This is a genomic window from Vibrio sp. SCSIO 43137 (genome assembly GCF_028201475.1).
In the GTDB taxonomy this organism is placed as follows: domain Bacteria; phylum Pseudomonadota; class Gammaproteobacteria; order Enterobacterales; family Vibrionaceae; genus Vibrio.
In genome coordinates this window covers 2,528,056-2,554,330 of record NZ_CP116383.1, presented here as the reverse complement: position 1 = coordinate 2,554,330, position 26,275 = coordinate 2,528,056, and the positions used below count along the sequence as shown (strand labels likewise).

General features: G+C 46.5%; 23 protein-coding genes and 1 pseudogene. 4 read left to right on the top strand and 20 right to left on the bottom strand.

All coding sequences use genetic code 11. The features are described 5' to 3' along the window. The first annotated feature begins 90 nt into the window (after positions 1–90). Positions 91–1,764 carry an alpha,alpha-phosphotrehalase gene (treC, locus tag PK654_RS11970; protein ID WP_443088710.1) on the top strand — a complete coding sequence of 558 codons (1,674 nt, stop codon included), beginning with the start codon at positions 91–93 and terminating at the stop codon, positions 1,762–1,764. On the opposite strand, the gene PK654_RS11965 is transcribed toward treC, so the two are convergent. Then, a complete protein-coding gene (locus tag PK654_RS11965; protein ID WP_271696004.1) occupies positions 1,761–2,912 on the bottom strand; it encodes an amidohydrolase in 1,152 nt (383 codons plus the stop codon). The two genes, treC and PK654_RS11965, sit on opposite strands and share 4 nt — an antisense overlap. 68 nt (positions 2,913–2,980) lie before the next feature. Further along, positions 2,981–3,589: a YitT family protein gene (locus PK654_RS11960; RefSeq protein WP_271698867.1), complete on the bottom strand. Its 609-nt coding sequence runs from the start codon at positions 3,587–3,589 to the stop codon at positions 2,981–2,983. Positions 3,590–3,916: 327 nt separating this feature from the next. Here PK654_RS11960 and glyA point away from each other — a divergent pair, with 327 nt between their 5' ends. Next, on the top strand, positions 3,917–5,167 hold the full coding sequence (gene glyA, locus PK654_RS11955) for a serine hydroxymethyltransferase (protein WP_271696003.1): 1,251 nt from the start codon (positions 3,917–3,919) through the stop codon (positions 5,165–5,167). An 82-nt stretch (positions 5,168–5,249) separates the two neighbouring features. On the opposite strand, the gene PK654_RS11950 is transcribed toward glyA, so the two are convergent. The 13 genes from PK654_RS11950 to leuS all read right to left on the bottom strand — a co-directional run bounded on the left by PK654_RS11950 (position 5,250) and on the right by leuS (position 18,279). Continuing rightward, on the bottom strand, positions 5,250–5,576 hold the full coding sequence (locus PK654_RS11950) for a hypothetical protein (RefSeq protein WP_271696002.1): 327 nt from the start codon (positions 5,574–5,576) through the stop codon (positions 5,250–5,252). Positions 5,577–5,749: 173 nt separating this feature from the next. Further along, complete coding sequence (gene lipA / locus PK654_RS11945; RefSeq protein ID WP_271696001.1) at positions 5,750–6,715, bottom strand: lipoyl synthase; 966 nt, start codon at positions 6,713–6,715, stop codon at positions 5,750–5,752. Continuing rightward, complete coding sequence (gene lipB / locus PK654_RS11940; protein WP_271696000.1) at positions 6,712–7,371, bottom strand: lipoyl(octanoyl) transferase LipB; 660 nt, start codon at positions 7,369–7,371, stop codon at positions 6,712–6,714. The genes lipA and lipB overlap by 4 nt, the downstream gene beginning before the upstream one ends. Before the next feature lie 219 nt (positions 7,372–7,590). Next, positions 7,591–7,860, bottom strand: a complete 270-nt coding sequence (ybeD, locus tag PK654_RS11935) for a DUF493 family protein YbeD (RefSeq protein WP_271695999.1) — start codon at positions 7,858–7,860, stop codon at positions 7,591–7,593. Between the two features lie 137 nt (positions 7,861–7,997). Continuing rightward, positions 7,998–9,170 (bottom strand): serine hydrolase, encoded by a 1,173-nt coding sequence (locus tag PK654_RS11930; RefSeq protein ID WP_271695998.1) that lies wholly within the window; start codon positions 9,168–9,170, stop codon positions 7,998–8,000. Between the two features lie 125 nt (positions 9,171–9,295). Next, a complete protein-coding gene (locus tag PK654_RS11925) occupies positions 9,296–10,084 on the bottom strand; it encodes a septal ring lytic transglycosylase RlpA family protein (protein ID WP_271695997.1) in 789 nt (262 codons plus the stop codon). A gap of 12 nt (positions 10,085–10,096) precedes the next feature. Continuing rightward, the gene (gene rodA / locus PK654_RS11920; protein ID WP_271695996.1) at positions 10,097–11,218 is read right to left on the bottom strand and encodes a rod shape-determining protein RodA; all 1,122 of its coding nucleotides are present in this window, start codon (positions 11,216–11,218) and stop codon (positions 10,097–10,099) included. Positions 11,219–11,221: 3 nt separating this feature from the next. After that, complete coding sequence (mrdA, locus tag PK654_RS11915) at positions 11,222–13,105, bottom strand: penicillin-binding protein 2 (RefSeq protein ID WP_271695995.1); 1,884 nt, start codon at positions 13,103–13,105, stop codon at positions 11,222–11,224. A 6-nt stretch (positions 13,106–13,111) separates the two neighbouring features. Continuing rightward, complete coding sequence (gene rlmH / locus PK654_RS11910) at positions 13,112–13,582, bottom strand: 23S rRNA (pseudouridine(1915)-N(3))-methyltransferase RlmH (protein WP_271695994.1); 471 nt, start codon at positions 13,580–13,582, stop codon at positions 13,112–13,114. Between the two features lie 3 nt (positions 13,583–13,585). After that, positions 13,586–13,903 carry a ribosome silencing factor gene (rsfS, locus tag PK654_RS11905; protein WP_271695993.1) on the bottom strand — a complete coding sequence of 106 codons (318 nt, stop codon included), beginning with the start codon at positions 13,901–13,903 and terminating at the stop codon, positions 13,586–13,588. Between the two features lie 53 nt (positions 13,904–13,956). Beyond that, positions 13,957–14,994, bottom strand: a complete 1,038-nt coding sequence (holA, locus tag PK654_RS11900; RefSeq protein ID WP_271695992.1) for a DNA polymerase III subunit delta — start codon at positions 14,992–14,994, stop codon at positions 13,957–13,959. Positions 14,995–15,003: 9 nt separating this feature from the next. Next, positions 15,004–15,573: an LPS-assembly lipoprotein LptE gene (locus PK654_RS11895; RefSeq protein ID WP_271695991.1), complete on the bottom strand. Its 570-nt coding sequence runs from the start codon at positions 15,571–15,573 to the stop codon at positions 15,004–15,006. A 132-nt stretch (positions 15,574–15,705) separates the two neighbouring features. After that, positions 15,706–18,279 carry a leucine--tRNA ligase gene (leuS, locus tag PK654_RS11890; RefSeq protein WP_271695990.1) on the bottom strand — a complete coding sequence of 858 codons (2,574 nt, stop codon included), beginning with the start codon at positions 18,277–18,279 and terminating at the stop codon, positions 15,706–15,708. Positions 18,280–18,516: 237 nt separating this feature from the next. On the opposite strand from leuS, the gene PK654_RS11885 reads away from it, so the two are divergent. Beyond that, positions 18,517–18,987: a zinc ribbon-containing protein gene (locus tag PK654_RS11885; protein ID WP_271695989.1), complete on the top strand. Its 471-nt coding sequence runs from the start codon at positions 18,517–18,519 to the stop codon at positions 18,985–18,987. A 61-nt stretch (positions 18,988–19,048) separates the two neighbouring features. Here the strand turns inward: PK654_RS11885 and lnt are convergent, their stop codons facing one another. From lnt to miaB, 5 genes and pseudogenes are all read right to left on the bottom strand, one after another. Continuing rightward, entirely contained in the window at positions 19,049–20,572 is a 1,524-nt protein-coding gene (gene lnt, locus PK654_RS11880; RefSeq protein ID WP_271695988.1) for an apolipoprotein N-acyltransferase, read from the bottom strand. Between the two features lie 33 nt (positions 20,573–20,605). Further along, positions 20,606–21,499, bottom strand: a complete 894-nt coding sequence (gene corC / locus PK654_RS11875) for a CNNM family magnesium/cobalt transport protein CorC (RefSeq protein ID WP_271695987.1) — start codon at positions 21,497–21,499, stop codon at positions 20,606–20,608. A 73-nt stretch (positions 21,500–21,572) separates the two neighbouring features. After that, on the bottom strand, positions 21,573–22,034 hold the full coding sequence (gene ybeY, locus PK654_RS11870; protein ID WP_271695986.1) for an rRNA maturation RNase YbeY: 462 nt from the start codon (positions 22,032–22,034) through the stop codon (positions 21,573–21,575). Beyond that, positions 22,034–23,126: pseudogene (locus PK654_RS11865) on the bottom strand (PhoH family protein). Before PK654_RS11865 ends, ybeY begins: the two are co-directional and overlap by 1 nt. 85 nt (positions 23,127–23,211) lie before the next feature. Further along, positions 23,212–24,636 carry a tRNA (N6-isopentenyl adenosine(37)-C2)-methylthiotransferase MiaB gene (gene miaB, locus PK654_RS11860; RefSeq protein ID WP_271695985.1) on the bottom strand — a complete coding sequence of 475 codons (1,425 nt, stop codon included), beginning with the start codon at positions 24,634–24,636 and terminating at the stop codon, positions 23,212–23,214. A gap of 291 nt (positions 24,637–24,927) precedes the next feature. Here miaB and PK654_RS11855 point away from each other — a divergent pair, with 291 nt between their 5' ends. Beyond that, positions 24,928–26,091 (top strand): 2-octaprenyl-3-methyl-6-methoxy-1,4-benzoquinol hydroxylase, encoded by a 1,164-nt coding sequence (locus PK654_RS11855; protein WP_271695984.1) that lies wholly within the window; start codon positions 24,928–24,930, stop codon positions 26,089–26,091. The last annotated feature ends 184 nt before the right edge of the window (positions 26,092–26,275 follow it).

The window sequence follows — 26,275 nt, the reverse complement described above, 5'->3', positions numbered from 1 at the left end:
CACATTTCTATTTTGAGTGGCCCTTTTGGCCACTCTATCTATATCAGTAAAAACCATCTATTTCGGTAAGAAAACGGCGAGAGAATTAACATGAGTGATATTGATCAGGCATGGTGGAAAACGGCGACCATCTATCAGATCTATCCAAAGAGCTTTTGTGATAGCGGCAGTAAGGGAACAGGCGATATTCGCGGTATTATTTCCAAGCTGGACTATCTTAAGCTGTTGGGTATAGAGGCTATCTGGCTGACTCCGGTTTATGAGTCACCTATGATAGACAATGGTTACGATATTTCTGACTACTACGCAATTAATCCTGATTTTGGCACCATGGACGATTTTGATGAACTGCTGGCAGCAGCACATCAGAAGGGTATCCGTATCATTATGGATATCGTAGTAAACCACACTTCAACAGAACATAAGTGGTTTAAAGATGCTTTAGGTAACAGTAACAGCCCTTACCGGGACTACTATATCTGGAAAGATCCTATCGACGGACAGGCGCCGAATAACTGGCAGTCTAAATTTGGCGGAAACGCGTGGAAACTGGATGAGAAAACAGGCCAATATTATCTTCACCTGTTTGCTGAAGAGCAGGCAGACCTTAACTGGGAAAACCCTGAAGTTCGCGAAGAAGTAAAACAGATTATCAGTTTCTGGGCTGAGAAAGGCGTTGATGGTTTCCGTCTGGATGTGATTAACCTAATCTCCAAGCAGCAGCACTTTAACAGTGACGACATTGGTGACGGACGTCGTTTTTATACAGACGGCCCGCGGGTACACGAGTATCTTCGGGAGATCAGCGAAGCGGTTTTCCAGAAGTATGGTTCGGTCACTGTGGGTGAGATGTCTTCTACAACACTAGAACATTGTCAGAAGTACTCTGCGCTGGATAACAGCGAGCTCTCTATGGTATTTAACTTCTACCATCTGAAGGTGGATTACACTAACGGAGATAAATGGACCAAAGCACCATTTGACTTCCTGCAGCTAAAACAGATTTTTAATCACTGGCAGACAGGCCTGAACGGCGTGGGCTGGGGAGCACTGTTCTGGTGTAACCATGATCAGCCGCGGGTGGTAAGCCGGTTGGGTGATGACAAAAACTACAGAGTTGAGTCAGCGAAAATGCTTGGGGCGTCAGTACATATGATGCAGGGCACGCCATATATCTATCAGGGTGAAGAGATAGGTATGACCAACCCGGGGTACACTGATATCAGCCAGTATCAGGATGTTGAAAGTACCAATATGTACGACATTATGGTCAATCAGCAGGGCGTAAGCCGTGAAGAGATGCTGGAGATTCTGGCGCAGAAGTCGCGCGATAACTCGCGTGCACCTATGCAGTGGAACAGTGAGACCAATGCTGGATTTACTAAGGGTAAACCGTGGTTAGAAGTCGCGGGCAATTATGATCAGGTAAACGCAGCTTTTGCCGTTGATGATCCCGATTCTGTGTTCTATTTCTATCAGAAGCTGATTGAACTAAGAAAACAGATCCCGGTGATTACTACAGGCGATTATCAGGATTTAATGCCGCAACATCCACAGTTGTTCTGCTATTCCCGTAGTGATAAAAATCAGACCCTTATCTGTATAAACAACTACTACGGCGAGACAGTGACGGCAGAGCTCCCTGAGCATCTGGATATGACTAATGCGAGATGTCTGCTGAGCAACTACCCTGTGGAAAGCTGCTCAGAGCACAAGCTTGAGCTTAAACCTTATGAGAGCCGGATTCTGCTGATCGAGGCTTAATTGCTACCGTGCAGGCTCTCTGCTATTGCGATAAACAGAGAGCTTGCCTTTTCCAGAACCTCATCAGGGAAGTCATAGTCCGGGTTGTGTAGTTGCGGGTGAGACTCTCCGCTACCGATACAAAACAGTGCGCCGGGCCATTTCATCAGAAATTCAGAAAAATCCTCTGACCAACGTATCGGCTCTGCCAGTGTTTTTACGTCCATTCCTAGTTTTTCCGCCTGTTCAGCGACGATAGCCACATGTTCAGCTGAGTTTACCGCCGCATTAAAAGGTTCATCCCATTTAAGAGTGACGGAAATTCCGCTATCCATCTCCAGTTTAGCCAGCATCTGCTGCAGATCACTCTTCATCTTGCTAAACGTTATATTGCAGTCGCTTCTTAATGTAGCCATTACCTTAGCGTAGCCGGGAGCAACCCCAAAGGCTTCTTCGCCCAGTCTTGCGTGAACAAGGGTGACCAGACTGAAGGCTTCAGGGTAGTGTGCCGGCATTGACTGCAGGTAAGCCGAGGTTTCCATCATAACATTTGCCGGACTCAGGCCGTTTTCGGGGCGGGCGGCATGAGAGGTTTTGCCTTGAAACTCAATGGCGACACCGGTTGAGGCGCAGGCAAAAGTGCCGGACTTAAGCACTATTCTGCCAAGTGGTTCGCCGGGAAGGTTATGGTAGGCAAATACAGAATCGATGGAGAGCTCTTTTAGCAGAGGGTTACGCAGCATGGCGGCAGCACCTGTGCCTGTCTCTTCCGCCGGCTGAAAAAGCAGGATAAGTTTGCCCAGTTTAATACCATGCTCAGCAAAGTGTTTAGCGACCAGCATCATTGAGCTGGTATGCCCGTCATGGCCACAGGCATGCATTACGCCGTCAGTTTCTGAAACATGGTCATGGTGTGCTTTTTCCTGTATCGGCAGGGCGTCGAAATCGGCTCTGAGCAGGGTAGTTTCCCCCTCTTTACCACTGTCTATCACACAGACGATACCATTACCTCCAATGCCTTTCTCCGGCTTCAGACCAAACGCTTTAAGCTGGTTGACAAGGGTTTCAGCGGTATTGAACTCGCATTCAGACAATTCCGGATGTTTATGTAGCTGATGACGAAATTGAACAGCATCAAATGATTGCAGGCTTGTAGGTTGGTAGGTCATAGAGCAGAGGTATACAGGTTAATAATGCTACTACTAGTATACCTTTTCTGCACAGAGTTCAATCTTTGTCAGGCGGTTTTACCGTATGTGACTTTGTAACGGGTTGGCTTATGATTCATACCAAGAACCAGATTAAGGACTGCCGCACCTAACACCGAAGTAATAATTATTTCAGGGCTAACAAAGAAGAAGGATGCCAGTAAGATAGAGCAGTCTATGGCAAGCTGAGTTTTTCCGACTGAAATACCCGTTTTGTCCTGAACCACCAGACAGAAGGCGTTAAAGCCACCAAGGCTGGATTTATGTCTGAACAGGATCAACATGCCCAGTCCCATCAACAGTCCGCCGGCAACGGCACAATAAATCGGGTTTGCGAAACCAAGTTGAATGACCAGATTCAGGTGATCGGCGAAGATTGACACTAAACCGCCGGAAATCGCACTATTTACTGCGAATTTCTTACCAAATCGTCTCCATCCCAAAAGATAAAACGGGCAGTTAAACAGGAAATAGAGAACACCAAAGGAGAGCGGCACTAACTGGCTTACCAGAAGAGCAAGGCCTGTTGTTCCTCCTGTAAGCAGATCGGCTGACTGCAGGAAGAATACGCCTTGAGCAGTTAAAAATGTGCCGGTCAGTATGGCGATCCAATCTTCCTTTATCGTATGTTTTTCCATCATGTTTAAATTATGTTACTGAGAATGGCGCAGATAATAGAGAAAAACTGCTTATTTCGGTAGCTTGATAAGGTATTTTAAAGTTAAGGTATGTATTCTACAATTTACACAGTGTAAATGCCTGAGTTGACACTTAGGCGTGTGGTATAGCATGAGCCTTTTTTCAAAGGAATATGAAGAAATTGCATGATTATTTTTTATAAGCAGGGTTTCTGAAAATCAGCAAATTATGTAGAATATCTTGCTTATAACGTCAACGAAAACGTTTGCTTATGAAATTTATGTGGTTTTTTGCAATTTAAAGATTATCTGAGTCAGGAGATACAGATGCTAAAGCGTGATATGAACATCGCTGATTACGATGCAGAATTATATGCTGCAATTCAGGAAGAAACTCTTCGTCAGGAAGAACACATTGAGCTTATCGCTTCAGAAAACTACACAAGCCCGCGCGTGATGGAAGCACAGGGCTCTCAGCTGACAAACAAGTATGCTGAAGGTTATCCGGGTAAGCGCTATTACGGCGGCTGTGAGTATGTAGATAAAGCAGAGGCTCTGGCTATTGAGCGTGCCTGTAAGCTGTTTAACTGTGAATACGCTAACGTTCAGCCTCACTCAGGCTCTCAGGCAAACAGTGCGGTTTATATGGCGCTTCTTAACCCGGGTGATACGGTGCTGGGTATGAGCCTTGCACACGGCGGTCACCTGACTCACGGTTCACCGGTTAACTTCTCTGGTAAGCACTATAAAGTCATTCCTTACGGCATTGATGAAGCGGGTCAGATCAATTACGACGAGATGGAGCAGCTTGCCCTTGAGCATAAGCCAAAAATGATTATTGGTGGTTTTTCTGCTTACTCTCAAATCGTTGACTGGGCGCGCATGCGTGAGATTGCCGATAAAGCAGGTGCTTATCTGTTTGTAGATATGGCCCATGTTGCCGGCCTTATTGCTGCTGGTGTTTATCCGACTCCGTTACCGCACGCTCATGTAGTAACGACCACAACTCATAAAACGCTGGCGGGTCCCCGTGGTGGTTTGATTCTGTCTAACGGCGGCGAAGAGATGTATAAAAAGCTGAACTCGGCAGTATTCCCGGGTGGTCAGGGCGGTCCGTTAATGCATGTTATTGCTGGTAAAGCCGTTGCCTTTAAAGAGGCGATGGAGCCAGAGTTTAAAGAGTATCAGGCGCGCGTAGTACTGAATGCTAAAGCTATGGTTTCTGAGTTTATTGCCCGTGGCTATAAGATTGTATCCGGCTCTACAGAGAACCATCTGTTCCTTGTTGATCTGATTGATAAAGATATTACCGGTAAAGAGGCGGATGCAGCCCTTGGTGCAGCTAATATTACGGTAAACAAGAACTCGGTACCCAATGATCCACGGAGTCCGTTTGTTACCTCTGGTATTCGTGTCGGTTCGCCGGCAATTACCCGTCGCGGCTTTACTGAGCAGGACGCCAAAGATCTGGCCGGCTGGATGTGTGATGTACTGGATAACATCAATGATGAAGCGGTGATTGAATCGACTAAGCAGAAGGTGCTGGATATCTGTAAGCGACTGCCTGTTTACGCGTAACGCTAATATCAGCAGATAACAAATAAACAAAAGGGTCAGGCTTGTAATAAGCCTGACCCTTTTTAGTATCTAATCTTGTCGGTTACTCTTTGTTGATACTCAGAGTCGTGCCTGATTTACACTGGAAAGAGTAGTAACGGCGGCTCTCGTTAAACTTAGAAAGGCCCTCTCCGGTACAGTAATCAATATTAATATCGCGCATGATTTCCAGAGTATCTTCACTATTCATCGTGAACTTAGAACCATCTGCACAGATAATACGTACCCTGCCGTCATCACTGACTGAATAGACGTTTACTTCTGTATTACAGAGTTCAAATGAAGCATCAAGATAGTTGTCCTGCTGTGTATTGTTGGAGCAGCCTGCTAACAGCAATGTCATAAATGCAATAAACCCTAGCTTTTTCATTGCAATGTTCCTTTTTATTTAATGTATAGCTCTATTGTAATGGGAAAATAACCATAGATAAAAGTTGAATGTGAGATTTCTTGAGAACAGATGTTTTTATCTGTCGAGAGTGTCTTTGCCAATAAAAAGAAAGCCTGTCACTGGACAGGCTTTAACGTTAAGTGTGAAGTGCACTATTTGACTTCTTCACCCATGGCCTGCATATCGGCATGGTATGAAGAACGTACAAATGGACCACAGGCTGCGTGAGTAAAGCCAAGCTCCAGAGCAATCTCTTTCAGTTCATCAAACTCTTCCGGCGGCACGTAACGCTCAACAGGAAGGTGATGGCGGCTTGGTGCCAGATACTGACCCAGTGTCAGCATGGTAACGCCGTGGGCACGAAGATCTTTAAGCACTTCGACAATCTCTTCCTTAGTTTCACCCAATCCCATCATTAGACCAGATTTCGTCGGTACGTCAGGGTGCAGGGCTTTAAACTCCTGAAGCAGCTTAAGGGACCATTTGTAGTTTGCCCCCGGTCTTGCCTTACGATACAGGCGCGGAGCAGTCTCAAGGTTATGGTTAAACACATCTGGCGGGTTATCGTTAAGAATTTCCAGTGCTGTGTCCATACGCCCACGGAAGTCAGGTACCAGAGTTTCTATCTTGATCGCCGGGTTCTTTTCACGGATTGCTTTAGTACAGTCGGCAAAGTGCTGTGCGCCGCCATCACGTAGATCGTCACGGTCAACAGAGGTGACAACCACATACTTCAGCTTCATATCACTGATGGTCTGAGCCAGATGTGCTGGTTCGTTGTTATCCGGAGCGATTGGGCGGCCATGGGCAACGTCGCAGAAAGGGCAGCGTCGGGTACAAATGGCACCCAGAATCATAAAGGTAGCTGTACCGTGATTAAAACACTCGGCAAGGTTAGGACAGGAAGCTTCCTCACACACTGAGTGTAGGGAGTTTTTACGCATCGCAGCTTTAATATCCTGAATACGTTTGCTATCAGAGGGAAGTTTTATCTTCATCCACTCCGGCTTGCGAAGAACCTCTTTTTGCTCTTCAGGCATGTTTTTTACCGGAATGAGTGCCATCTTGTCAGCGTCTCTGTATTTGACGCCCTTTTCCATTTGAATCGGTTTGCTCATGATAATTCGCTTTGTTTAATTATTTCGACATGCTCATAGCTCAGTAGGGTAGTGAGCTGTTTAATCAGTTCTTCGCTGATTGTTTCTATATTTTTGGGACCGCCAAGCTGTTTTACCTGAACCATCTCCATGCCCTGATAACCACACGGGTTAATTCTCAGGAAGGGGGAAAGATCCATATTGACGTTAAGGGCCAGTCCGTGAAACGAACACCCTTTACGGATTCTGAGACCAAGGGAACAGATCTTTTTACCATCAACATATACCCCCGGTGCATCTGGTCTGGCTGCCGATTCAATTCCGTAAGTATTGAGGGTGTTGATGACGAGGTTTTCTATATGGGTAACAAGGTCTCTTACCCCAAAACCTTTTCTTCGCAGGTTTATCAGGAAGTAGGCAACAAGCTGACCGGGGCCATGGTAGGTTACCTGACCACCCCTGTCACTTTGTACAACGGGAATATCACCAGTATTGAGAAGGTGTTCCTCTTTACCTGCCTGACCTTGTGTAAATACCGGATTGTGCTCAACCAGCCAGACTTCATCTAAGGTGTCGTCATTGCGGTTGTCAGTGAACTGATGCATGGCGTGCCAGACAGGCTGGTAGTCTTGCTGGCCCAGATATTTTACAACGAGTTTATCTTTACTACTTTGCAATCCAGATTCCTTATTGTACAGCCTGAGACTCAGAAGGGCTGAGCTGGTGAGCTTTCTGACCATCTGAGAATATAAAGAAAAAACATTATAAACTATCTACAGAGACAATGTGAAAATGTTTTTATCAGGTTAATAGAATGTATACTCAGTTGGGGTGGGTACAGAAGCAGATACAAAAACAGCGGCCATATGCCGCTGTTTCTCTGTTAATGACTCTGATTACAGAACCATACGTACGATTTCAATTTCGCCTAACTCTTTGTACAGAGTTTCTACCTGCTCAATAGAGGTAGCCGTAATGGTTACAGATACAGAGTTATAAGTGCCTTTTCCGCTTGGTTTAACAGAAGGGCTATAATCGCCGGGTGCATGTTTTTGAATAACAGATAACACCAATTCCGGCAGTTCTGGTTTGGCATAGCCCATTACCTTGTAGGTAAACTGACAAGGGAATTCCAGCAGATCTTTTAACTTAGGTTGTTCTTGCATGATTATATCCAGACTCGGTTTTTATCAGATGCGAGATATTACGCCCAAAATTTATCAAGTACAAGTACCCTAAATAAATGAAAAAGCCGCTGAGAAAGCGGCTTTTGCAATTAGTTTAAGCGGATACAGGCGGTTAGTTAAAACCAGTTTTTGAACAGCAGGATAATATAGTCGATCATACGGCTGAAGATGCCGCCTTTCTCTACATTTTCCAGTGCCAGCAGAGGGTACTCTGCAATATCTTCACCATCAATTTGGTAGTAAAGGGTGCCTACGACATCGCCTTCGCTAATTGGTGCTTTAAGTTCTTTTTCCAGAACGAAGTTGGCTTTGAGGTTTTTCGCCTGTCCGCGTGGCAGAGTAACATAAGTATCTTCCGCTACACCAAGAGCGACTTCCTCTTTTGAGCCCATCCAGATACGTTCGCTGACAAAGGTTTCACCAGCTTTGTGTGGAGCCACTGTTTCAAAGAAACGGAAACCGTAGTTAAGCAGCTTTTTACTTTCTGCTTTACGGGCATTGGCACTTTTCGTTCCCATAACTACGGCAACCAGACGCATTTTGCCTTCTGTCGCTGAACTTACCAGGCTGTAACCAGCGTTTGAGGTGTGGCCTGTCTTGATACCGTCAACGTTCATGCTCTTGTCCCAAAGCAGACCGTTACGGTTATATTGTGTAATGCCGTTATAAGTGAACTGTTTTTCTGAGTAGATAGCATACTCATCCGGTACATCACGGATTAAGGCTCTGCCCAGTAACGCCATATCGTATGGTGTTGAGTAAAGATCAGGGTTATCCAGACCGTGCACATTGGCAAAGTGGGTATTCTTCATCCCGATAGAGTTTGCCCATGCATTCATCAGGTCAACAAAAGCGTCTTCTGAACCGGCAACATGTTCTGCCATTGCGACACAGGCGTCATTACCAGACTGAATGATAATACCGCGGTTCAGATCTTCGACCTTAACGGTAGTACCTACTTCGATAAACATCTTCGATGAGTCAGGGAAGTTCTTTGCCCATGCATTTTTACTGATTACCACATCATCGTTCAGGGAGATGTTACCGCGGGCCAGCTCCTGACCAACAACATAACTGGTCATCATTTTTGTCAGGCTTGCTGGTGATAATTTGGTGTCTTTTGCTTTCTCTGCCAATACGGTGCCAGAGTTATAGTCAATCAGAACATAACCTTTGGCTGCGATCTGAGGGGGATCCGGAACAACGATTGGAGCGGAGTGTACAACGGGGGCAGAGATAACTGCGGTGGTGATAAGTAGTCTTTTCAGAATCCGTTTTGACTTAATCATTTGTATGTAATCAATGTTCATTTTTATAAAATTGCCCGTATCTTAACAGAATAGTGTGGCGACGCCATACTATTGATACTGAATCACTGCCGACAAATAAGTTCTCATAGATTAAAGCTTGAGAACTAGCGTCTGGTTTTGCGGATAAAAGCTTCGGGGTAGCCCTGAGTTTTTACGGTTTTCAGTACCTGTTCTGTCTGTTTATAGTCGTTAAATGGGCCCAGCAAAACCCGGTAGTTTTGACCGATAGCTTCGACGAAGCTGTCCACTGAGAATTTTTGACCGAGATTTTCCGCTAAAGTTCGGCTTCTTTGTTCATGATTTGAAGAGGCCGCCTGAATAATGTAGCGAATAGCGAGTTTTTGGTTTTTTTTATCCTGAGCGGACTCTGGTTTCAGCGTGGGAATATGTTCTATTTCCACGTTAGCAGTACCAGTACCGATAACACCGAGTTTGTATGCTGCAGCATAGCTAAGGTCGATAATCCGCCCGGGATGGAACGGGCCCCGGTCATTGATGCGCACAATGGTGGTACGGTTATTATCTTTATTGATTACCTTTACATAACTGGGGATTGGCAGGGTTTTATGGGCGGCGCTCATAGAGTACATATCATAGATCTCACCGTTCGAAGTGAGATGACCATGAAATTTTTTGCCATACCAGGATGCGATACCGCTTTGTTTAAAGCCCTGTGGATCTTTGATGATTTTGTAAGACCCGCCTCTTAGCTTGTAATCTCGGTTTCCCCCTAAGCTGTATGGTTCATATTTGGGGTTGGCATCTTCAATATGCTGTAAAGAGATGGGCTTTTCCGGTGCTACGTCATCAGAAATAGAGTAACGCCCGCTGCTGCTGCAACCTGCGATAATGGCTAAAAGCGTAAACGAGATAAAATATTGCATTGGCTTCATGGGTCGTGTCCGTCAGGTCGCTTTAGAGAGCATACTTCTGTGAGTATGTATCGACATCAGAATGCCGAAACCTGCCATCAGGGTCACCATAGAAGTACCGCCATAGCTGATAAGAGGAAGGGGCACGCCTACTACGGGAAGAATTCCACTCACCATACCTATATTTACGAAAATATAAACGAAGAAGCTGAGAACGATACTACCGGCCATCATTCTGCCGAAGGCGGTTTGAGCCTGACTGGCGAGAAACAGACCGCGACCAATAATAAACAGATACAGTGCCAGCAGACCAAGAACACCTATCATGCCCCACTCTTCAGCAATAACGGCGAAAATAAAGTCCGTATGCCTTTCCGGAAGGAACTCCAGCTGTGACTGAGTGCCATGTAGCCAGCCTTTCCCGGTCAGACCGCCTGAACCTATGGCAATTTTACTCTGAATGATATGATAACCGGCTCCCAGCGGATCCGATTCAGGGTTAAACAGGGTTCTCACCCGCACCTTTTGATATTCGCGCATAAGAAAGAACCAGAGCACAGGGGCAAAGGCGCCTACGGCACAGGCGGCGGCAAAGATGATTTTCCAGCTGATACCAGCCAGAAAGATAACGAAAATCCCTGATGCAGCGATCAGTATTGAGGTGCCGAGATCCGGTTGTTTAGCAATCAGTATGGTTGGAACACCGACCATAACCAGAGAGATAAACAGGGTTTTAAAGCTAGGCGGAAGTGGTTTTCTGCCTATGTAACGTGCCACCATAAGCGGAACCGCCAGCTTAAGCAGCTCTGAAGGCTGGAAACGGACAAAGCCCAGATTCAGCCAGCGCTGCGCGCCTTTTGAGGCTTCGCCAAAAAACAGCACCCCGAACAGCAGGGCGACTCCGACCACAAACAGAAAGGGGGCAAAGGCTTCATAGGTTCGTGGCGATATTTGCGCCAGTACGATCATTACCCCTACGGCCATAATCATACGCATCGCCTGACGATCCATCATCGCCATGCTCTGCCCGCTGGCACTGTACATGATTACCAGCCCGAACAGCATCATAGTCAGCAAGCCAAGCATCAGAGGCAGGTCGATATGAAAGCGTTCGAAAAAGACGCGACTTTTACCTGTAGAGGGGTCCAGTTTCATTTTCTACTCTGCCTTATCTTCTTTGTTCAGGATGACTTTATCAAAAATCTTACGTACTACAGGTGCACCGTTGGTTGAACCGCCACCGGCGTTTTCCAGTACTATGGTGGCAATAACCTGCGGATCTTTTACCGGAGCGAAGCCGGTAAACAGGGCGTGGTCCCTCAGGTGTTCTGCAATCTGTTCGGCATCGTACTCTTCGTCCTCTTTCAGGCCGAAGACCTGAGCGGTACCTGACTTACCGGCACTTTGATAGCCAAGCTTCTGGAAAGCACGTCTGGCGGTACCTTTCTTACCGTGGTTGACCAGATTCATCCCACGTACTGATATGTCCCAGAATTTATCCGGCACATTGGTAATTGGCGGATAGGTCTCTACCGGAACCAGTTGTTGGGTAGAAAGGGGCTGGTTATTATCAACGGTTGCCCTTAGCAGGTGAGGGGCAATAACCTTACCGCGGTTAACCACAACCGAAGTCGCTTTCGCTATCTGCATTGGGGTTGCTGTCCAGTAACCCTGACCAATACCCACGGGAATGGTATCACCCTGATACCAAGGTGTTCTGTGACGGCTCATCTTCCATTCACGGGTTGGCATATTGGCCTTACTCTCTTCGAATATATCGATGCCGGTAAAGTCACCAAAACCAAACTTCATCATCCATGTGGAGAGACGGTCAATCCCTAGATCATAAGCAACCTGATAGAAGAAAGTATCTACCGACTCTTCGATAGACTGAGTAATGTTGACCCGGCCATGTCCCCAGCGAAGCCAGTCGCGGAATGGCTTGGTTTTGGAGTTAGGAATCTTCCAGAATCCGGGGTCATTACGTGTGGTATAAGGGGTAACCACCTCTTCCTGCAGTGCCGCAACGGCGATAAATGGCTTTACGGTAGATGCCGGAGGATAGATACCTAACGTGGTTCGGTTTACCAGAGGGCGATTCTTGTCATCCAGCAGCTTCTTATAAGCTTTGCCTGAGATGCCTTGGACAAAAGCGTTCGGATCATAGCTGGGTGTAGAAACCATAGCCAGAATACCGTTGTCTTTTGGATCCAGAACCACAGCCGCGCCACGCCGGTTGTCGAGCAGGCGGTACAGATAGAGCTGGAGGTCGATATCCAGATTCAGTACCAGATCTTTACCGGGTACCGGCGGGACATACTTCAGGGTACGGATAATACGCCCACGACTATTAACTTCCACTTCCTGATAACCCGCGATGCCGTGCAGAAGGTCTTCGTAATAACGCTCAATGCCCAGTTTGCCGATATCATGGGTTGCCTGATAGTTGCTGTCTTTCTCTTCCCTGACAAGGCGGCGCATATCAATATCATTGATGCGCGATACATAACCGAGAACATGGGTAAGGGCTGAGCCATAAGGGTAGTAGCGTTTCAGCTTAGCGGTAACTTCTACTCCCGGGAAACGGTATTGATTTACCGAAAAAATGGCGACTTGCTCTTCTGTTAACTGTGTCAGCAAAGGCACAGACTTAAAGCGGCGTGAACGCCTTTTCTCTTTATTGAAACTGGCGATTTTCTCCGGTGATATCTCGAGGATCTGTTGTAAACGGACAATAGTCTCATCGATATCTTTAATTTTTTCCGGAATAAGCTCCAGATTATAGACAGGCCGGTTCTCCGCCAGAATTTTACCGTGTCTGTCGTAGATTAATCCGCGGTTTGGCGCAATAGGAACCACTTTGATTCGGTTTTCATTAGAACGGGTTTTGTAGTCCTGAAACTGATTAACCTGAATGTTATATAGATTGGCTATTAACAAGCCAATCATAAATATAATACCTACAAATGAGATAACGGCTCTGCTTTTAAATAGCATAGCTTCAACATGGTGATCCCGAATCTGAGTGCGTTGTCGCTTCATGCCCGCTTATTCTCTGTGATAAGGGTGGTTAGCCGTAATACTCCAAGCCCGGTACAGGCTTTCTGCCATAACAACCCGGACTAGAGGGTGGGGAAGGGTTAAAGGAGATAAAGACCAGCTCTGATCGGCTGCCGCTTTACAGGCAGGAGAGAGCCCTTCAGGTCCGCCGATCAAGATAGAGACGTCCCTTGCGTCTAACTTCCATTGTTCCAGCTGTCCGGCCAGCTGTTCTGTATCCCAGCGTTTACCGGGAATATCCAGAGTAACAATACGGTTGCCTTTAGGTACAGCGGCCAGCATGGCATCGCCTTCTTTCTGAAGAATTCTGGCAATGTCGGCATTCTTACCTCTTTTACCTGCCGGGATTTCTATCAGATCGAGAGGCATATCGTGAGGAAATCTGCGGCGATACTCCTGAAAACCTTCTTCTACCCATTTGGGCATTTTAGTGCCGACGGCAATTAGCTGAATTTTCAACGATTAGCTCCAGAGCTTTTCCAGTTGATAAAGTTCTCTCTGCTCTTCCTGCATAACATGAACCATCACATTACCCATATCCAGAACAACCCATTCGCCCTCGTTTTCACCGTCAACGCCGTAAGGTGTTAAGCCAACATTTTTAGCTTCGGTTGCGACATTATCTGCAATAGAAGTGACATGACGTTTTGATGTGCCGGTACAGATCACCATGTAATCTGTAACACTGGATTTACCGATAACATCGATAGTGACAATATCTTCTGCTTTCATGTCGTCGGCTTTATCAGCCAGAAATTTTTTTAGCTCATCAGTTTGCAAGGGTAACCTCGTTAAATCATTGTTTTTCAGATCTTAGTGAAGTATATCACTGTTTAGCTGTGAATAGGGTAGTTGCCGGCTATCGGGGCACTGGCTGAGCAAAACTGAAGCGAGATCTGACTAAGCAGCGGCCAGCATGATTGATCATACTGAGTTTTTACCAGTATTTCTGCTTTGCCCAACTGACCGATAAGTTGTTTAAGGCTAGATACAGATAGTCTCTGTAAACTGGCATTGTATAGGGGGCGCTTGTTTTGCCAGATGCGGAACTTATCAAATAATTGTCCGGCCGGAACAGTCGCACTCTCACTTTTTAGGGTAATCAGAAGCTGCAGTTCTTTTTGCAGGGTGCGGATAAGAATGACTGGCTCGACACCTTCCTGTTCAAGCTGATTTAGTATTCGTTGTGCACGGTGAGCTTTTCCGGCCAGCAGGGCATCCATCCACTGAAAAGGGGTGTAGTGGTTGTGACGACTGAGCGCCTGTTCCACCCTTAGCAGGGTTAACTGCCCGTCGGGGTAGAGCAGGGCAAGTTTGTCCAGGCTCTGTTTCAGCGCCAGCAGATTGCCTTCGTGCCATTGTGCCAGCATCTGCAGTGCTTCTCGGTCCGGAACAAGGTTTAGTTGCCGGCAGCGGGACTGAACAAACTGAGGAAGCCTCTGGATATCCGGTGTCAGGCAACTTACCCAGATACCAGATTGATTCAAACTCTTAAACCATTTGGCATTTTCCTGCTGACGGGTCAGTTTCTGGCCGCAGATCAACAGAAGAATATCCGGATTGAGTTGCTCTGAAAGCTCCAGCAAAGATTTTGATGCCGCAGCATTGATGCCGTTTTCCGGAACTTCTAGTTCAATAATCTGGCGGGAAGAGAACAGACTGAGGGTATTGCAGCACTCAAATACTTCATTCCAGTTCAGGGAGTTGTCTACGCTGAAGGTCTGCTTCTCCAGAAATCCATTGCTGCGCGCTACCTCAATAATGGCGTCACGGCTCTCCTGAAGCAGCAGAGGTTCATTGCCGAAGACAAGGTAAATCTGTTTAAGTTGCCGGCTCAGGTGGTCGGCTAATTTATCGGCAAAAACTCGCATCAGATAAACTTAGTGTACCTTCACCGTATTTTCTGTTTCCGCCACTAACTCTTCTTCCGTCAGCTTGTTAATCAGCTCGGCCTTAATTCTTGCCATCTGGCGCAGTATCTGAACTGATGCCTGCTCGCGCATCTCATCAACAATCAACTCGCGTTCAACGGATTTTGCCAGTGCGGTACGTGGGTTATCAAGATAGTTACGGGTAACCGTTGTAGAGTAAACCTTGGTGCCGCGTTCAGGTATGGTCACGCGGAAAGAGGAGGTATAAGTCAGCTGCTTCTCAGCGGCACGGGCGTTCTGGTACAGGGATAAGGTCCTTTCACCAACGCCTTCACTCACAAGGTGGATATTAGGTACGGTTTCAGAGGGTGCAACAATTTCAATATCATTGAGTCTCAGCTGCGAAGCAACGTCGCGGGTAAGCTTGCTGTACTGGTCAAAGCTGGTAAGCGAAACCTCTGAAATTTCAGCTGGTACCAGATAATTTCCGCGCAGGTGGAATCCACAAGCTGATACTGTGGAAGCTAGAAGAAGGATCAGAACTGTTTTAATGCTTGATTTGAAAGAAAATAGTTTCACAAAAAAGTACTCTCTGGTCGTTTGAGTCTGTATTTATCTAACCTCTGTCAGAGGGATGTTTGTGGTTTAACAGAGTTTAGATAAATATAAACAGGGTGTTTCCACCCTGTTTAAAGACCATTTACCGCGAACTTAGTTCGCTACAATGTTCAGAAGTTTACCCGGAACGTAGATAACTTTACGTATGGTTTTGCCTTCAGTGAACTTAATAACGTGTTCGTCTGAAAGGCCAAGCTCTTCAACCTGCTCTTTGCTTGCGTCTGCAGCCACAGTCAGCTTAGCACGTAGCTTACCGTTAACCTGAACCACGATAAGCTTCTCGTCTTCAACCATCGCCTTGTCATCTGCCTGCGGCCATACCGCGGTATCGACAGCGCTTTCACCCAGCGATTCCCATAGTTCAAATGAGATGTGCGGAGTGATAGGGTAAAGCATGCGAACAACTGCTTTCAGGGCTTCGTCCAGAATAGCGCGATCCTGAGCAGATTCCTGAGAGGCTTTAGCCAGCTTGTTCATCAGTTCCATAATCGCTGCAATGGCAGTATTGAAGGTTTGACGGCGTTCAATGTCGTCAGTTACCTTAGCAATGGTTTTATGAACGTCGCGTCGTAGTGCTTTCTGGTCGCTAGTCAGGGCACTGCTGTCCAGTGCTTCTACCGCCCCTTTCGCTGAGTGTTCACGAACCAGTTTCCAGACGCGTTTCAGGAAGCGGTTTGCACCTTCAACACCAGACTCCTGCCATTCAAGAGTCATATCAGCCGGAGAGGCAAACATCATAAACAGGCGAACGGTATCCGCGCCGTACTTGTCTACCATTTCCTGCGGGTCGATACCGTTGTTCTTAGACTTAGACATCTTAGTCATACCTGTATGTACAACTTCGTTGCCCTCATTGTCAGTCGCTTTGCTGATACGGCCTTTTTCATCACGCTCAACAGTGACATCTGCAGGAGAAACCCAGATCTTGGCACCTTTGTCATTGGTGTAGTAGTAAGCGTCAGCCAGTACCATACCCTGACATAGCAGCTTCTTAAACGGCTCGTCGCTGGTTACCATTCCTGCATCACGAAGCAGTTTATGGAAGAAGCGGGAGTAAAGAAGATGCATACAGGCGTGTTCGATACCACCGATATACTGGTCTACAGGAAGCCAGTAGTTTGCTGCTTCTGAATCCAGCATCTCATCTGCTTGTGGTGAACAGTAACGGGCGTAGTACCAAGATGATTCCATAAAGGTATCAAAGGTATCTGTTTCTCTTAGTGCCGGCTGGCCTTCAAACGTGGTTTCTGCCCAGCTCTTGTCTGCCTTGATAGGACTGGTTACACCATCCATCACTACATCTTCAGGCAGAATAACAGGCAGTTGATCTGCCGGTACAGGATGAACTTCACCATCTTCAGTCGTTACCATTGGGATTGGTGCACCCCAGTAACGCTGACGAGATACACCCCAGTCGCGCAGACGGAAGTTAACGGTTTTGTTACCTTTAGAGATAGATTGCAGTTTTTCAGCAATAGCATTAAATGCCGCTTTAAAGCTCAGTCCGTCAAACTCACCAGAGTTAAACAGAACGCCTTTTTCCGTGTAAGCTGCTTCTGAAATATCCAGCTCAGAACCGTCTTCCGGCTTAATAACAGGCAGGATGTCCAGACCATATTTGCTGGCGAACTCATAGTCACGCTGATCATGTGCCGGTACTGCCATAACAGCACCTGTACCGTAATCCATCAGAACAAAGTTAGCTACATAGATTGGAACTTCACGGCCATTCAGAGGGTGAACAGCTTTCAGGCCGGTATCCATGCCTTTCTTTTCCATGGTCGCCAGTTCAGCTTCAGCGACTTTGTTGTTCTTACACTCATCGATAAAGGCAGCAAGTTCAGGGTTGTTCTGAGCCGCTACTGTTGCCAGAGGGTGACCGGCTGCAATACCTACGTAAGTCACACCCATCAGAGTATCAGGGCGGGTAGTGTACACTTCAAGATCAGCTTGTCCGGCAACATCAAATTTCAGTTCAACACCTTCTGAGCGGCCGATCCAGTTACGCTGCATGGTTTTAACCATTTCAGGCCAACCATCAAGGTTATCCAGTTCATCCAGAAGCTCCTGAGCGTAAGCGGTAATCTTAATAAACCACTGAGGGATCTCTTTCTGCTCAACCGGAGTATCACAACGCCAGCAAAGACCGTCTTCTACCTGCTCGTTGGCCAGTACTGTCTGGTCGTTCGGACACCAGTTAACGGAAGAGGTTTTCTTATAAACCAGACCTTTTTCGTACAGCTTAGTGAAGAACTCCTGCTCCCAACGGTAGTACTCAGGCGTACAAGTTGCGAACTCACGGTTCCAGTCGTAGCCAAAACCTAGCAGCTTAAGCTGGTTTTTCATGTATTCGATGTTTTCGTAGGTCCAAGGTGCAGGAGCTGTTTTGTTTTTAACCGCCGCATTTTCAGCAGGAAGACCAAACGCATCCCAGCCGATAGGCTGCATTACATTTTTGCCTTGCAGTCGCTGGAATCGGGAAACAACATCGCCAATGGTGTAGTTACGTACATGGCCCATATGGAGTCGGCCACTCGGGTAAGGGAACATTGACAGGCAGTAAAATTTCTCTTTGCTTGCGTCTTCAGTGACGACAAAAGTTTTGCTGTCGTCCCAGTGCTTTTGAACTTTTTGTTCAATCTCTTGCGGGTTGTATTGCTCTTGCATTTATGAAATCCGGTTATCTTGGAAACTGTGAGATCGGTTTGATCAGATACATATTGATCGGCATAGAATACCCTATATACCCGAGTAACCTCAACATGCTTATTACACAAGAGAATATTGGTTGATCTGAATCTCTGTTTTGAGGTGAATCGAGTATGTGCAGTTGTTTCAACAAGCTACAATTTAGATAGGGAGCTGTTTGTTCCCTGACATAACGGACTATGACGGAGGTAGAGTATGCCAAAGCGTAAACACGGCTATGAAGAGAAGTTTAAGGAAGTAGTAGAAACCATAAAGCACAGCCCTGAAGAGCTAAATAAGGTATTGGAAACTTCCGGTGAAGTTGCTCAGGCTGCCAGTGATATGACTAAAGATGAGCTGTCACTTATTTCAGCTTATATGAAGGCGGATTTAAAGGAGTTTGCTGATAACTATCAGGAGAGCAAAGACAGCCCGTTTTCTATTATGGTAACAGATTCCATCTGGCAGGCACTGCTGGACATTACTGACCGCACTAAAGTGGAGTGGGTAGAGCTGTTTGAAGACCTTGACCATCAGGGGGTATACAAAGCGGGAGATGTGATTGGCTTAGGTCACCTCATTTGCGAAAAGTGCGGACATAAAACCAAGTATATTCATCCGACGGTGATTGAGTCCTGCAGCCAGTGCGGTTGTAAAGAGTTTACCAGAATTGCATTGAAGCCTTAGAAGCGGCAGTGACAACTGCAATTGTAAAAGCAGCCTCTCAGGGCTGCTTTTTGCTGTCAGGTTATGCAGATTTAAGGCTATGCCTGTTAAACAAACAGATAACGGCGGAAACTATCAGGAACAGCCATACCGGCCAGTTACCCAGCGTATAGTAAGGCGTCATACCGGTTGTTGAAGCCACATTTGCGGTAAGTACCTGTGTTTCAAACTGAGGCACCTGAGCGATAATTTTGCCTTGATAATCGGTTATGCCTGTAACGCCGTTGTTGGTGGAGCGAATCAAAGGCTTACCCAGTTCCAGTGCCCGCATTCGTGCCATCTCCATATGCTGTAACGGGCCGATAGAGTGGCCAAACCATGCATCATTAGATAGGGTCAGAATAAAGTCTGTCTGTTCCGTTACATTCTTCCTTACCTGATCACTAAAGATAATCTCGTAACAGAGTGCCGGTGCCAGATGACGGCCGTTGGCAATCACGTTCTGTTGGATATAGTCACCGCGGCTAAAGGAGGACATAGGCAGATTAAACAAGGGTGCTAACGGGCGAAGTATCTCTTCAAATGGAACAAACTCGCCAAAGGGCAGCAGGTGATGTTTGTTGTATCTTGGCTGAGTATTGTAGTCGTATTCACCGCTGGGAGTTTCTCCCAAAGTAATAATGCTGTTGTAAAAGCGGCCTTTATCGTTGCGGGTTACCACTCCGGTAATCAGGGCACTGTTATTTTGACGGGCTGCTGAATCAACATTTCTCAGGAAGCTGGGCAGCTCTTTCTCCAGTGCAGGAATCGCCGCTTCCGGCCAGATAATAATATCCGATGACCAGTTCTTTCTGCTGAGATCCAGATACTTCATCAGGGTTGGCCAGCGCTGGCTAGGTAACCATTTTAACTGCTGGGAAATATTACCCTGAATCAGGGAGATTTTAGTCTGATCACTCTGGTTTTCTTCCACCCAACTTATCTGGTTCAGACCGAATGCGGTGGCAAATATAACGACTGGCAGTAACAGAGAATAGAAGCGTCGGGTTATTACCGAATATGCCAGAGCTGAACTACATAATGTTATGGCAAGCGTGATTAACTGAACGCCGCCAACCGGAGCGAAACTACTTAACGGACTGTCTATCTGACTATAGCCGAGCCATAGCCACGGGAAGCCGGTCATAACCCAGCCGCGGGCAAAGTCACTGATTAGCCAAAGTGCCGGTACGGCCAGAAAGAATCGTACTGCTGTATTGCCTTTGAAATAGCGGTTTAGTAAACCAGCAAAAAGCATGGGGTAGAGAGAAAGATAGGAAACCAGCAGAAACATTAACGTCAGGCTGGCAATTTTAGGCATGCCGCCGAAATTATCGATGCTAACCTGTACCCAGCTGATTCCTGTGGCGAACTGACCTAACCCCCAGAAAAAGCCGGTAAATGCAGCAGAACGGGCAGAGGCCTTATTTAAAAGCAATAACAGCAACGCGGGGCTAATAATAGCCAGAGGCCAGATTGAGTAAGGAGCAAAAGCTAAGGTTGTGGAGGCGCCAACAAAAACGGCCATTGCTGGCCGTATCAGGCGATGAGTCAGTTTGAGCATCATCTTTTACAATCGTATTGTTCAGGTTAGGAGGTATTAGTCTTCAACTAAGGTTGAAGTTTCACCATCCGGTATGGTTACCTGCAGTTGTACAACCCTGCGATTGTCTGCTGAGGTGACTTTAAAGCTGTAGTTCTCTATTTCAACCACTTCACCACGTGTAGGCAGATGACCAAATGTGGTCATAACCATGCCACCAATGGTATCCACTTCGTCATCACTAAACTGAGTTCCGAAGGTTTCGTTAAACTCTTCTATGGTGGTCAGGGCTTTGACGGCAAAGGTGTGCTTACTAAGTTTGCGGATTTCTGCTTCTTCCTCGTCATCGAACTCATCTTCGATCTCGCCGACAATCTCTTCGAGGATATCTTCGATGGTAACAAGGCCGGAAACACCGCCAAACTCATCAACAACGATAGACATGTGGTAACGCTCTTCGCGGAACTCTTTCAGCAGCCGGTCAACCCGTTTACTTTCCGGTACAACAACAGCTTGTCTTATGACTTCACTGATCTGGAATGGTTCACTGTCTGACCCAAGATATTTGATTAAGTCCTTCGCTAACAGAATGCCTTCTACATGGTCTTTGTCTTCGCTAATGACCGGGTAGCGGGAGTGTTGAGCTTCTGTGATAACAGCGATGAGCTCATCTAAATTCTGCTCTTTCTCTACTGTCACCATCTGAGAGCGCGGTATCATAATATCCCTTACCCGCATCTCAGAAATTTCCATTACACCCTCAAGCATGTCTCGGGTATCATGGTCTATCAGATCATTCTCTTCAGAATCCCGGATTACATCTACCAGTTCCTGTCGATCCTGAGGCTCTCCCTGAAATATTTTTCCAAGGCGTTCAAAGAAGGACTTTCTACTCGGACCTTCTGATTTGCCACTGTTCCCTTCGGAACTGGGCGCATTGTCGTCGTTCATATTTTCTCATAGTCAAACGCTATCAGATGTGTGATAGCACACTCAGCAGAGAGAGTTTGCTCTCTGCCAATCCTTATTTTTCTTCAATATAAGGATCATCAAAACCCATTTTCTGCATGATTTCTGTCTCCAGAGATTCCATCTCTTCGGCTTCATCATCAGCAATATGATCATAACCTAGCAGATGAAGGGCACCATGTACAACCATATGCGCCCAGTGTGCGTTCAATGGTTTACCTTGATCACTCGCTTCTGTTTCAACCACCTGTTTACAGATGATTAAGTCACCCAGCAGGTTAAGTTCAATACCCGGAGGTGCTTCAAACGGGAAGGAGAGCACATTGGTAGGTTTATCTTTGCCGCGATACTCAGAGTTGAGCTGCTGACTCTCTTCTGCATCGACCAGCCTGATAGTGACCTCTGCGTCTTGCTGAAACAGAGAGACCGCACTATCCAGCCAGAGCTGAAACTCTTGTTTGCCGGGTAGTTTGTCTTGTGCTTCTGTCGCGATTTGTAAATCCAGTTCGATAGCCATTATTTTTCTGCTTCCTGAGTCGCGGGGGAGAGTACTTGTGCAGCTGCCTGAAGGGCTTCACGCTCTTCACGACGACGCTTTTCGTACTCTTTGCGCTCTTTCTGATCTTTGGCTTCCCATTTCTCGTAGGCGTTTACAATTCTGGCGACCACAGGGTGACGAACAACATCATCGGCCTGGAAGAAGTTAAAGCTTATTTCATCTACCTCAGAGAGCACTTCGATAGCGTGACGCAGACCGGATTTCGCCCCCTCTTGGTAAATCAATCTGAGTAACATCACCGGTAATCACTGCCCTTGAATTAAAGCCAATACGGGTCAGGAACATTTTCATCTGTTCGACAGTGGTGTTCTGGCTCTCATCAAGAATAATAAAGGCATCGTTTAAGGTACGGCCGCGCATGTACGCCAACGGCGCTACTTCAATAACATTACGCTCGATAAGCTTTTCTACCCGCTCAAAGCCAAGCATTTCAAACAGTGCGTCATACAGGGGACGAAGATAAGGGTCTACTTTCTGGCTCAGATCACCGGGCAGAAACCCCAGTTTCTCGCCGGCTTCCACTGCCGGACGGGTAAGCAAAATACGGCGGATCTCCTGACGTTCCAGTGCATCTACAGCTGCAGCAACGGCCAGATAGGTTTTACCCGTACCGGCAGGGCCGATACCGTAACTGATATCGTGAGTGACCATATTGACCAGATATTGCGCCTGATTTGGAGTACGCGGTTTAATGACACCTTTTTTGGTCTTAATAAAGACCTCTTTGCCGTGCTCAATATTTGATTCAGTGGTCTGTTCCAGAACACCGGATTCTTTGATGGCAAGGTGGATCTGTTCTGGTTCTATATCCGGAATAGCGCCCTTGACCGGAGCCGTATCAACGTAAACGGTTTTAATAATGTCCAGTGCTGCTGCCGCAGTATGCGGTTTACCTACAATGGAGAATGCGTTGCCGCGGTGGTTAATTTCAACACCGAGACGGCGTTCCAGATGTTTGATGTTGTCGTCGAATGGGCCACAAAGGCTGGATAATCTGTGATTATCAGAAGGTTCCAGATCTATCTCTAGCGTAACAATTTTATTGCTCAATTTTACCTCTCTGTTTGCCGCTACTGAGCCCGACTTCGACCGGGCTCTAGGCTTTTATTAAGTATAGCGCTAAATGGTGACTTGACTATGGTGTGAAGGTTGCCACACCCAGCTCATCCTCTTTTTTAGCCTTCTTCATCATTGCAGAAGGAGACATAGCCACACGCAAATTCATTTCATTTTCGGTTCTTACCAGCTCACCACGAAGGGAGTTAGGGAACACATCGGTAATGTTCACATCAACAAACTGACCAATCAGATCGACAGAACCTTCGAAGTTTACAACACGGTTATTCTCTGTACGTGCTCTCAGCTCCATCAGGTTCTTTTTAGACGGGCCTTCCACCAGAACACGCTGCTCAGTGCCTAGCATTTGACGGGAGTATCTCATCGCCTGACTGTTTACCTGCTGTTGTAGCTCATACAGGCGTTGTTTCTTCTCATCTTCAGACAGGTCACAAGGGTAATCTGCCGCTGGCGTTCCCGGACGTGGAGAGAAGATAAAGCTAAAGCTCATATCAAAATCGACGTCTCTGATCAGCTTCATTGTGTCCTGAAAATCTTTGTCAGTCTCACCCGGGAAAGCGACGATAAAGTCAGAACTGATCTGAATATCAGGACGAGCTTTTCTCAGCTTACGGATAATCGATTTATATTCGATAGCGGTATGCGGGCGCTTCATCATAGTCAGAATACGGTCAGAACCACTCTGTACCGGAAGGTGCAGGAAGCTCACCAGTTCTGGTGTGTCTTCATACACGGCAATAATGTCGTCGGTAAATTCCAGCGGGTGGCTGGTGGTAAAGCGAAGCCTGTCGATACCGTCAATAGATGCCACAAGACGCAGTAGTTCAGCGAATGAACAGATTTCGCCGTCGTGCGTCGGGCCTCTGTAGGCGTTTACGTTTTGACCAAGCAGGTTGACTTCTCTTACACCTTGTTCAGCAAGCTGTGCTACTTCAAATAGCACATCGTCCATAGGACGGCTGACTTCCTCACCACGTGTGTAAGGAACCACACAGTAAGTACAGTATTTAGAACAACCTTCCATAATAGATACGAAAGCAGTAGCACCTTCAGCGCGAGGCTCAGGAAGTCGGTCAAATTTTTCGATTTCAGGGAAAGAAATATCCATTACAGGCGCATCATCGTTCTGAGATGCTTTGATCATTTCCGGCAGGCGGTGAAGGGTTTGCGGGCCAAAAATAACATCTACAAACGGGGCACGCTCACGGATATGATCGCCTTCCTGTGTTGCTACACAGCCGCCAACACCGATAACCACACCCTCTTTCTTATCTTTGAGGGTTTTCCAGCGCCCAAGCTGATGGAATACTTTTTCTTGCGCTTTTTCACGAATCGAACAGGTATTCAGAAGTAGAACATCTGCCTCGTCAGGATCTTCTGTCAGCTCATAGCCGTTAGCGGCATTAAGCAGATCTGCCATTTTTGATGAATCATATTCGTTCATCTGGCAACCCCAAGTTTTAATTAGCAGTTTCTTACTCATGTTACATTCGCTCGTCATTAATTCTTTAGTTTAAGCTTTGTTTGCTCATAGTGCTGCCGGCTACATCGTCGGCAAGCCGCGTATTGTACTGCTTTAAAATCCACCTGACCAGAGGTGTTGTCAATGAAATCGGTTTGCCTACAACCACCCTATTTACTTTATGGTTATGTGTATACGGATGAAGATATTTTATCTGTGATTTATTACGGTTTAAAAAAGTACTCTGAAACATTCTGTTATATGGCGGTTTTAATTTAGAATGGCGAATCAGTTATACGAAGAGATGGAAGTATGCAGAAGCAAGAGTTTGATATCGTAGTCGTTGGTGGCGGTATGGTCGGTGCTGCAACCGCATTAGGGCTGGCAAAGCAGGGCAGGAAAGTCGCATTAGTTGAAGGAAAAGCTCCGAAAGCTTTTGCTGAGCATCAGCCTATGGATGTACGTGTATCTGCTATCTCTATGGCTTCTGTTGATCTGCTGAAAGAGCTCAATGCCTGGCAAAGCATCAAGGATAAGAGAGTTTGCCCCTATCGCCGTCTGGAAACATGGGAACATGAAGAGTGCCGTACCCGATTTCATAGTGATGAACTGCAACTGGAACAACTGGGTTATATCATTGAGAACAGAGTGATACAACTGGGGTTATGGCAGCAGTTTGAGCTGTACGATAATTTGCAGATATTCTGCCCTGATTCATTGGCATCACTTGAGTTTTATCCTGAGCATAACCTAGTCACACTTTCGTCCGGCGTTGAGCTTGAAGCCCAATTGGTTGTTGGTGCTGATGGTGCTAACTCAAAAGTAAGAGCCGATGCAGGAATAGGTATTACAGCGTGGGATTATCGTCAGTCATGTATGTTGATTAACGTTGAAACAGAAAAGCCTCAGCAAGATATTACATGGCAATGGTTCACTCCGTCCGGTCCGCGCTCTTTCCTGCCTCTTCCGGGAAGACAAGGTTCCCTTGTCTGGTACGACTCTCCAAAACGCATCAGGCAGCTAAGTAAGATGAACAGCGAGCAATTGAGACAGGAAGTGCTTTTTCATTTCCCCGCTGAGCTAGGTGATATCAAAGTGTTGCAGTCTGGTTCATTCCCTTTGACCCGCAGGCATGCACAAAGCTACTTTAACAACCGCTGTGTTTTGTTGGGTGATGCTGCTCATACCATTAACCCGTTGGCAGGACAGGGTGTGAATCTTGGGTTTAAAGATGTCTCGGCGTTATTATCCGTTGTAAACGGAGTAGAGGCATTGTCAGAGCACTCTATGGAGAAGTATCAGAATGCCCGCAGGGCAGATAACTTGTTAATGCAAACGGGTATGGACTTCTTCTATACAACCTTTAGTAATGATATTGCGCCGGTTAAACTTATCAGAAATATTGCGTTAAAAGCGGCTGAAAACTCCGGGCCTATAAAGAAACAAGTATTGAAGTATGCGTTAGGACTAAAATAGCTATCCGTATTGAGAAGTTGTTTGGCAGATGTCGAACTCAAACATGAATAAGCCCACCCAATTCGCGGTGGGTTTTTTATTGATATCTGCCTGATGAAAGAGGAAGCAGTTATGATTAAGAACCGCTAATTAGAATTGTACAGATACAAAAAAACTCGCATAAAGCGAGTTTTTCTTTGGCTGA

What these genes read in the sequence shown, in the direction of transcription:
- treC (WP_443088710.1), top strand. Translation starts at nt 91, where the DNA reads ATGAGTGATATTGATCAGGCATGGTGGAAAACGGCGACCATCTATCAG.
- PK654_RS11965 (WP_271696004.1), bottom strand. Translation starts at nt 2,912, where the DNA reads ATGACCTACCAACCTACAAGCCTGCAATCATTTGATGCTGTTCAATTT.
- PK654_RS11960 (WP_271698867.1), bottom strand. Translation starts at nt 3,589, where the DNA reads ATGGAAAAACATACGATAAAGGAAGATTGGATCGCCATACTGACCGGC.
- glyA (WP_271696003.1), top strand. Translation starts at nt 3,917, where the DNA reads ATGCTAAAGCGTGATATGAACATCGCTGATTACGATGCAGAATTATAT.
- PK654_RS11950 (WP_271696002.1), bottom strand. Translation starts at nt 5,576, where the DNA reads ATGAAAAAGCTAGGGTTTATTGCATTTATGACATTGCTGTTAGCAGGC.
- lipA (WP_271696001.1), bottom strand. Translation starts at nt 6,715, where the DNA reads ATGAGCAAACCGATTCAAATGGAAAAGGGCGTCAAATACAGAGACGCT.
- ybeD (WP_271695999.1), bottom strand. Translation starts at nt 7,860, where the DNA reads ATGCAAGAACAACCTAAGTTAAAAGATCTGCTGGAATTCCCTTGTCAG.
- PK654_RS11930 (WP_271695998.1), bottom strand. Translation starts at nt 9,170, where the DNA reads ATGATTAAGTCAAAACGGATTCTGAAAAGACTACTTATCACCACCGCA.
- PK654_RS11925 (WP_271695997.1), bottom strand. Translation starts at nt 10,084, where the DNA reads ATGAAGCCAATGCAATATTTTATCTCGTTTACGCTTTTAGCCATTATC.
- rodA (WP_271695996.1), bottom strand. Translation starts at nt 11,218, where the DNA reads ATGAAACTGGACCCCTCTACAGGTAAAAGTCGCGTCTTTTTCGAACGC.
- mrdA (WP_271695995.1), bottom strand. Translation starts at nt 13,105, where the DNA reads ATGAAGCGACAACGCACTCAGATTCGGGATCACCATGTTGAAGCTATG.
- holA (WP_271695992.1), bottom strand. Translation starts at nt 14,994, where the DNA reads ATGCGAGTTTTTGCCGATAAATTAGCCGACCACCTGAGCCGGCAACTT.
- leuS (WP_271695990.1), bottom strand. Translation starts at nt 18,279, where the DNA reads ATGCAAGAGCAATACAACCCGCAAGAGATTGAACAAAAAGTTCAAAAG.
- PK654_RS11885 (WP_271695989.1), top strand. Translation starts at nt 18,517, where the DNA reads ATGCCAAAGCGTAAACACGGCTATGAAGAGAAGTTTAAGGAAGTAGTA.
- lnt (WP_271695988.1), bottom strand. Translation starts at nt 20,572, where the DNA reads ATGATGCTCAAACTGACTCATCGCCTGATACGGCCAGCAATGGCCGTT.
- corC (WP_271695987.1), bottom strand. Translation starts at nt 21,499, where the DNA reads ATGAACGACGACAATGCGCCCAGTTCCGAAGGGAACAGTGGCAAATCA.
- ybeY (WP_271695986.1), bottom strand. Translation starts at nt 22,034, where the DNA reads ATGGCTATCGAACTGGATTTACAAATCGCGACAGAAGCACAAGACAAA.
- miaB (WP_271695985.1), bottom strand. Translation starts at nt 24,636, where the DNA reads ATGAGTAAGAAACTGCTAATTAAAACTTGGGGTTGCCAGATGAACGAA.
- PK654_RS11855 (WP_271695984.1), top strand. Translation starts at nt 24,928, where the DNA reads ATGCAGAAGCAAGAGTTTGATATCGTAGTCGTTGGTGGCGGTATGGTC.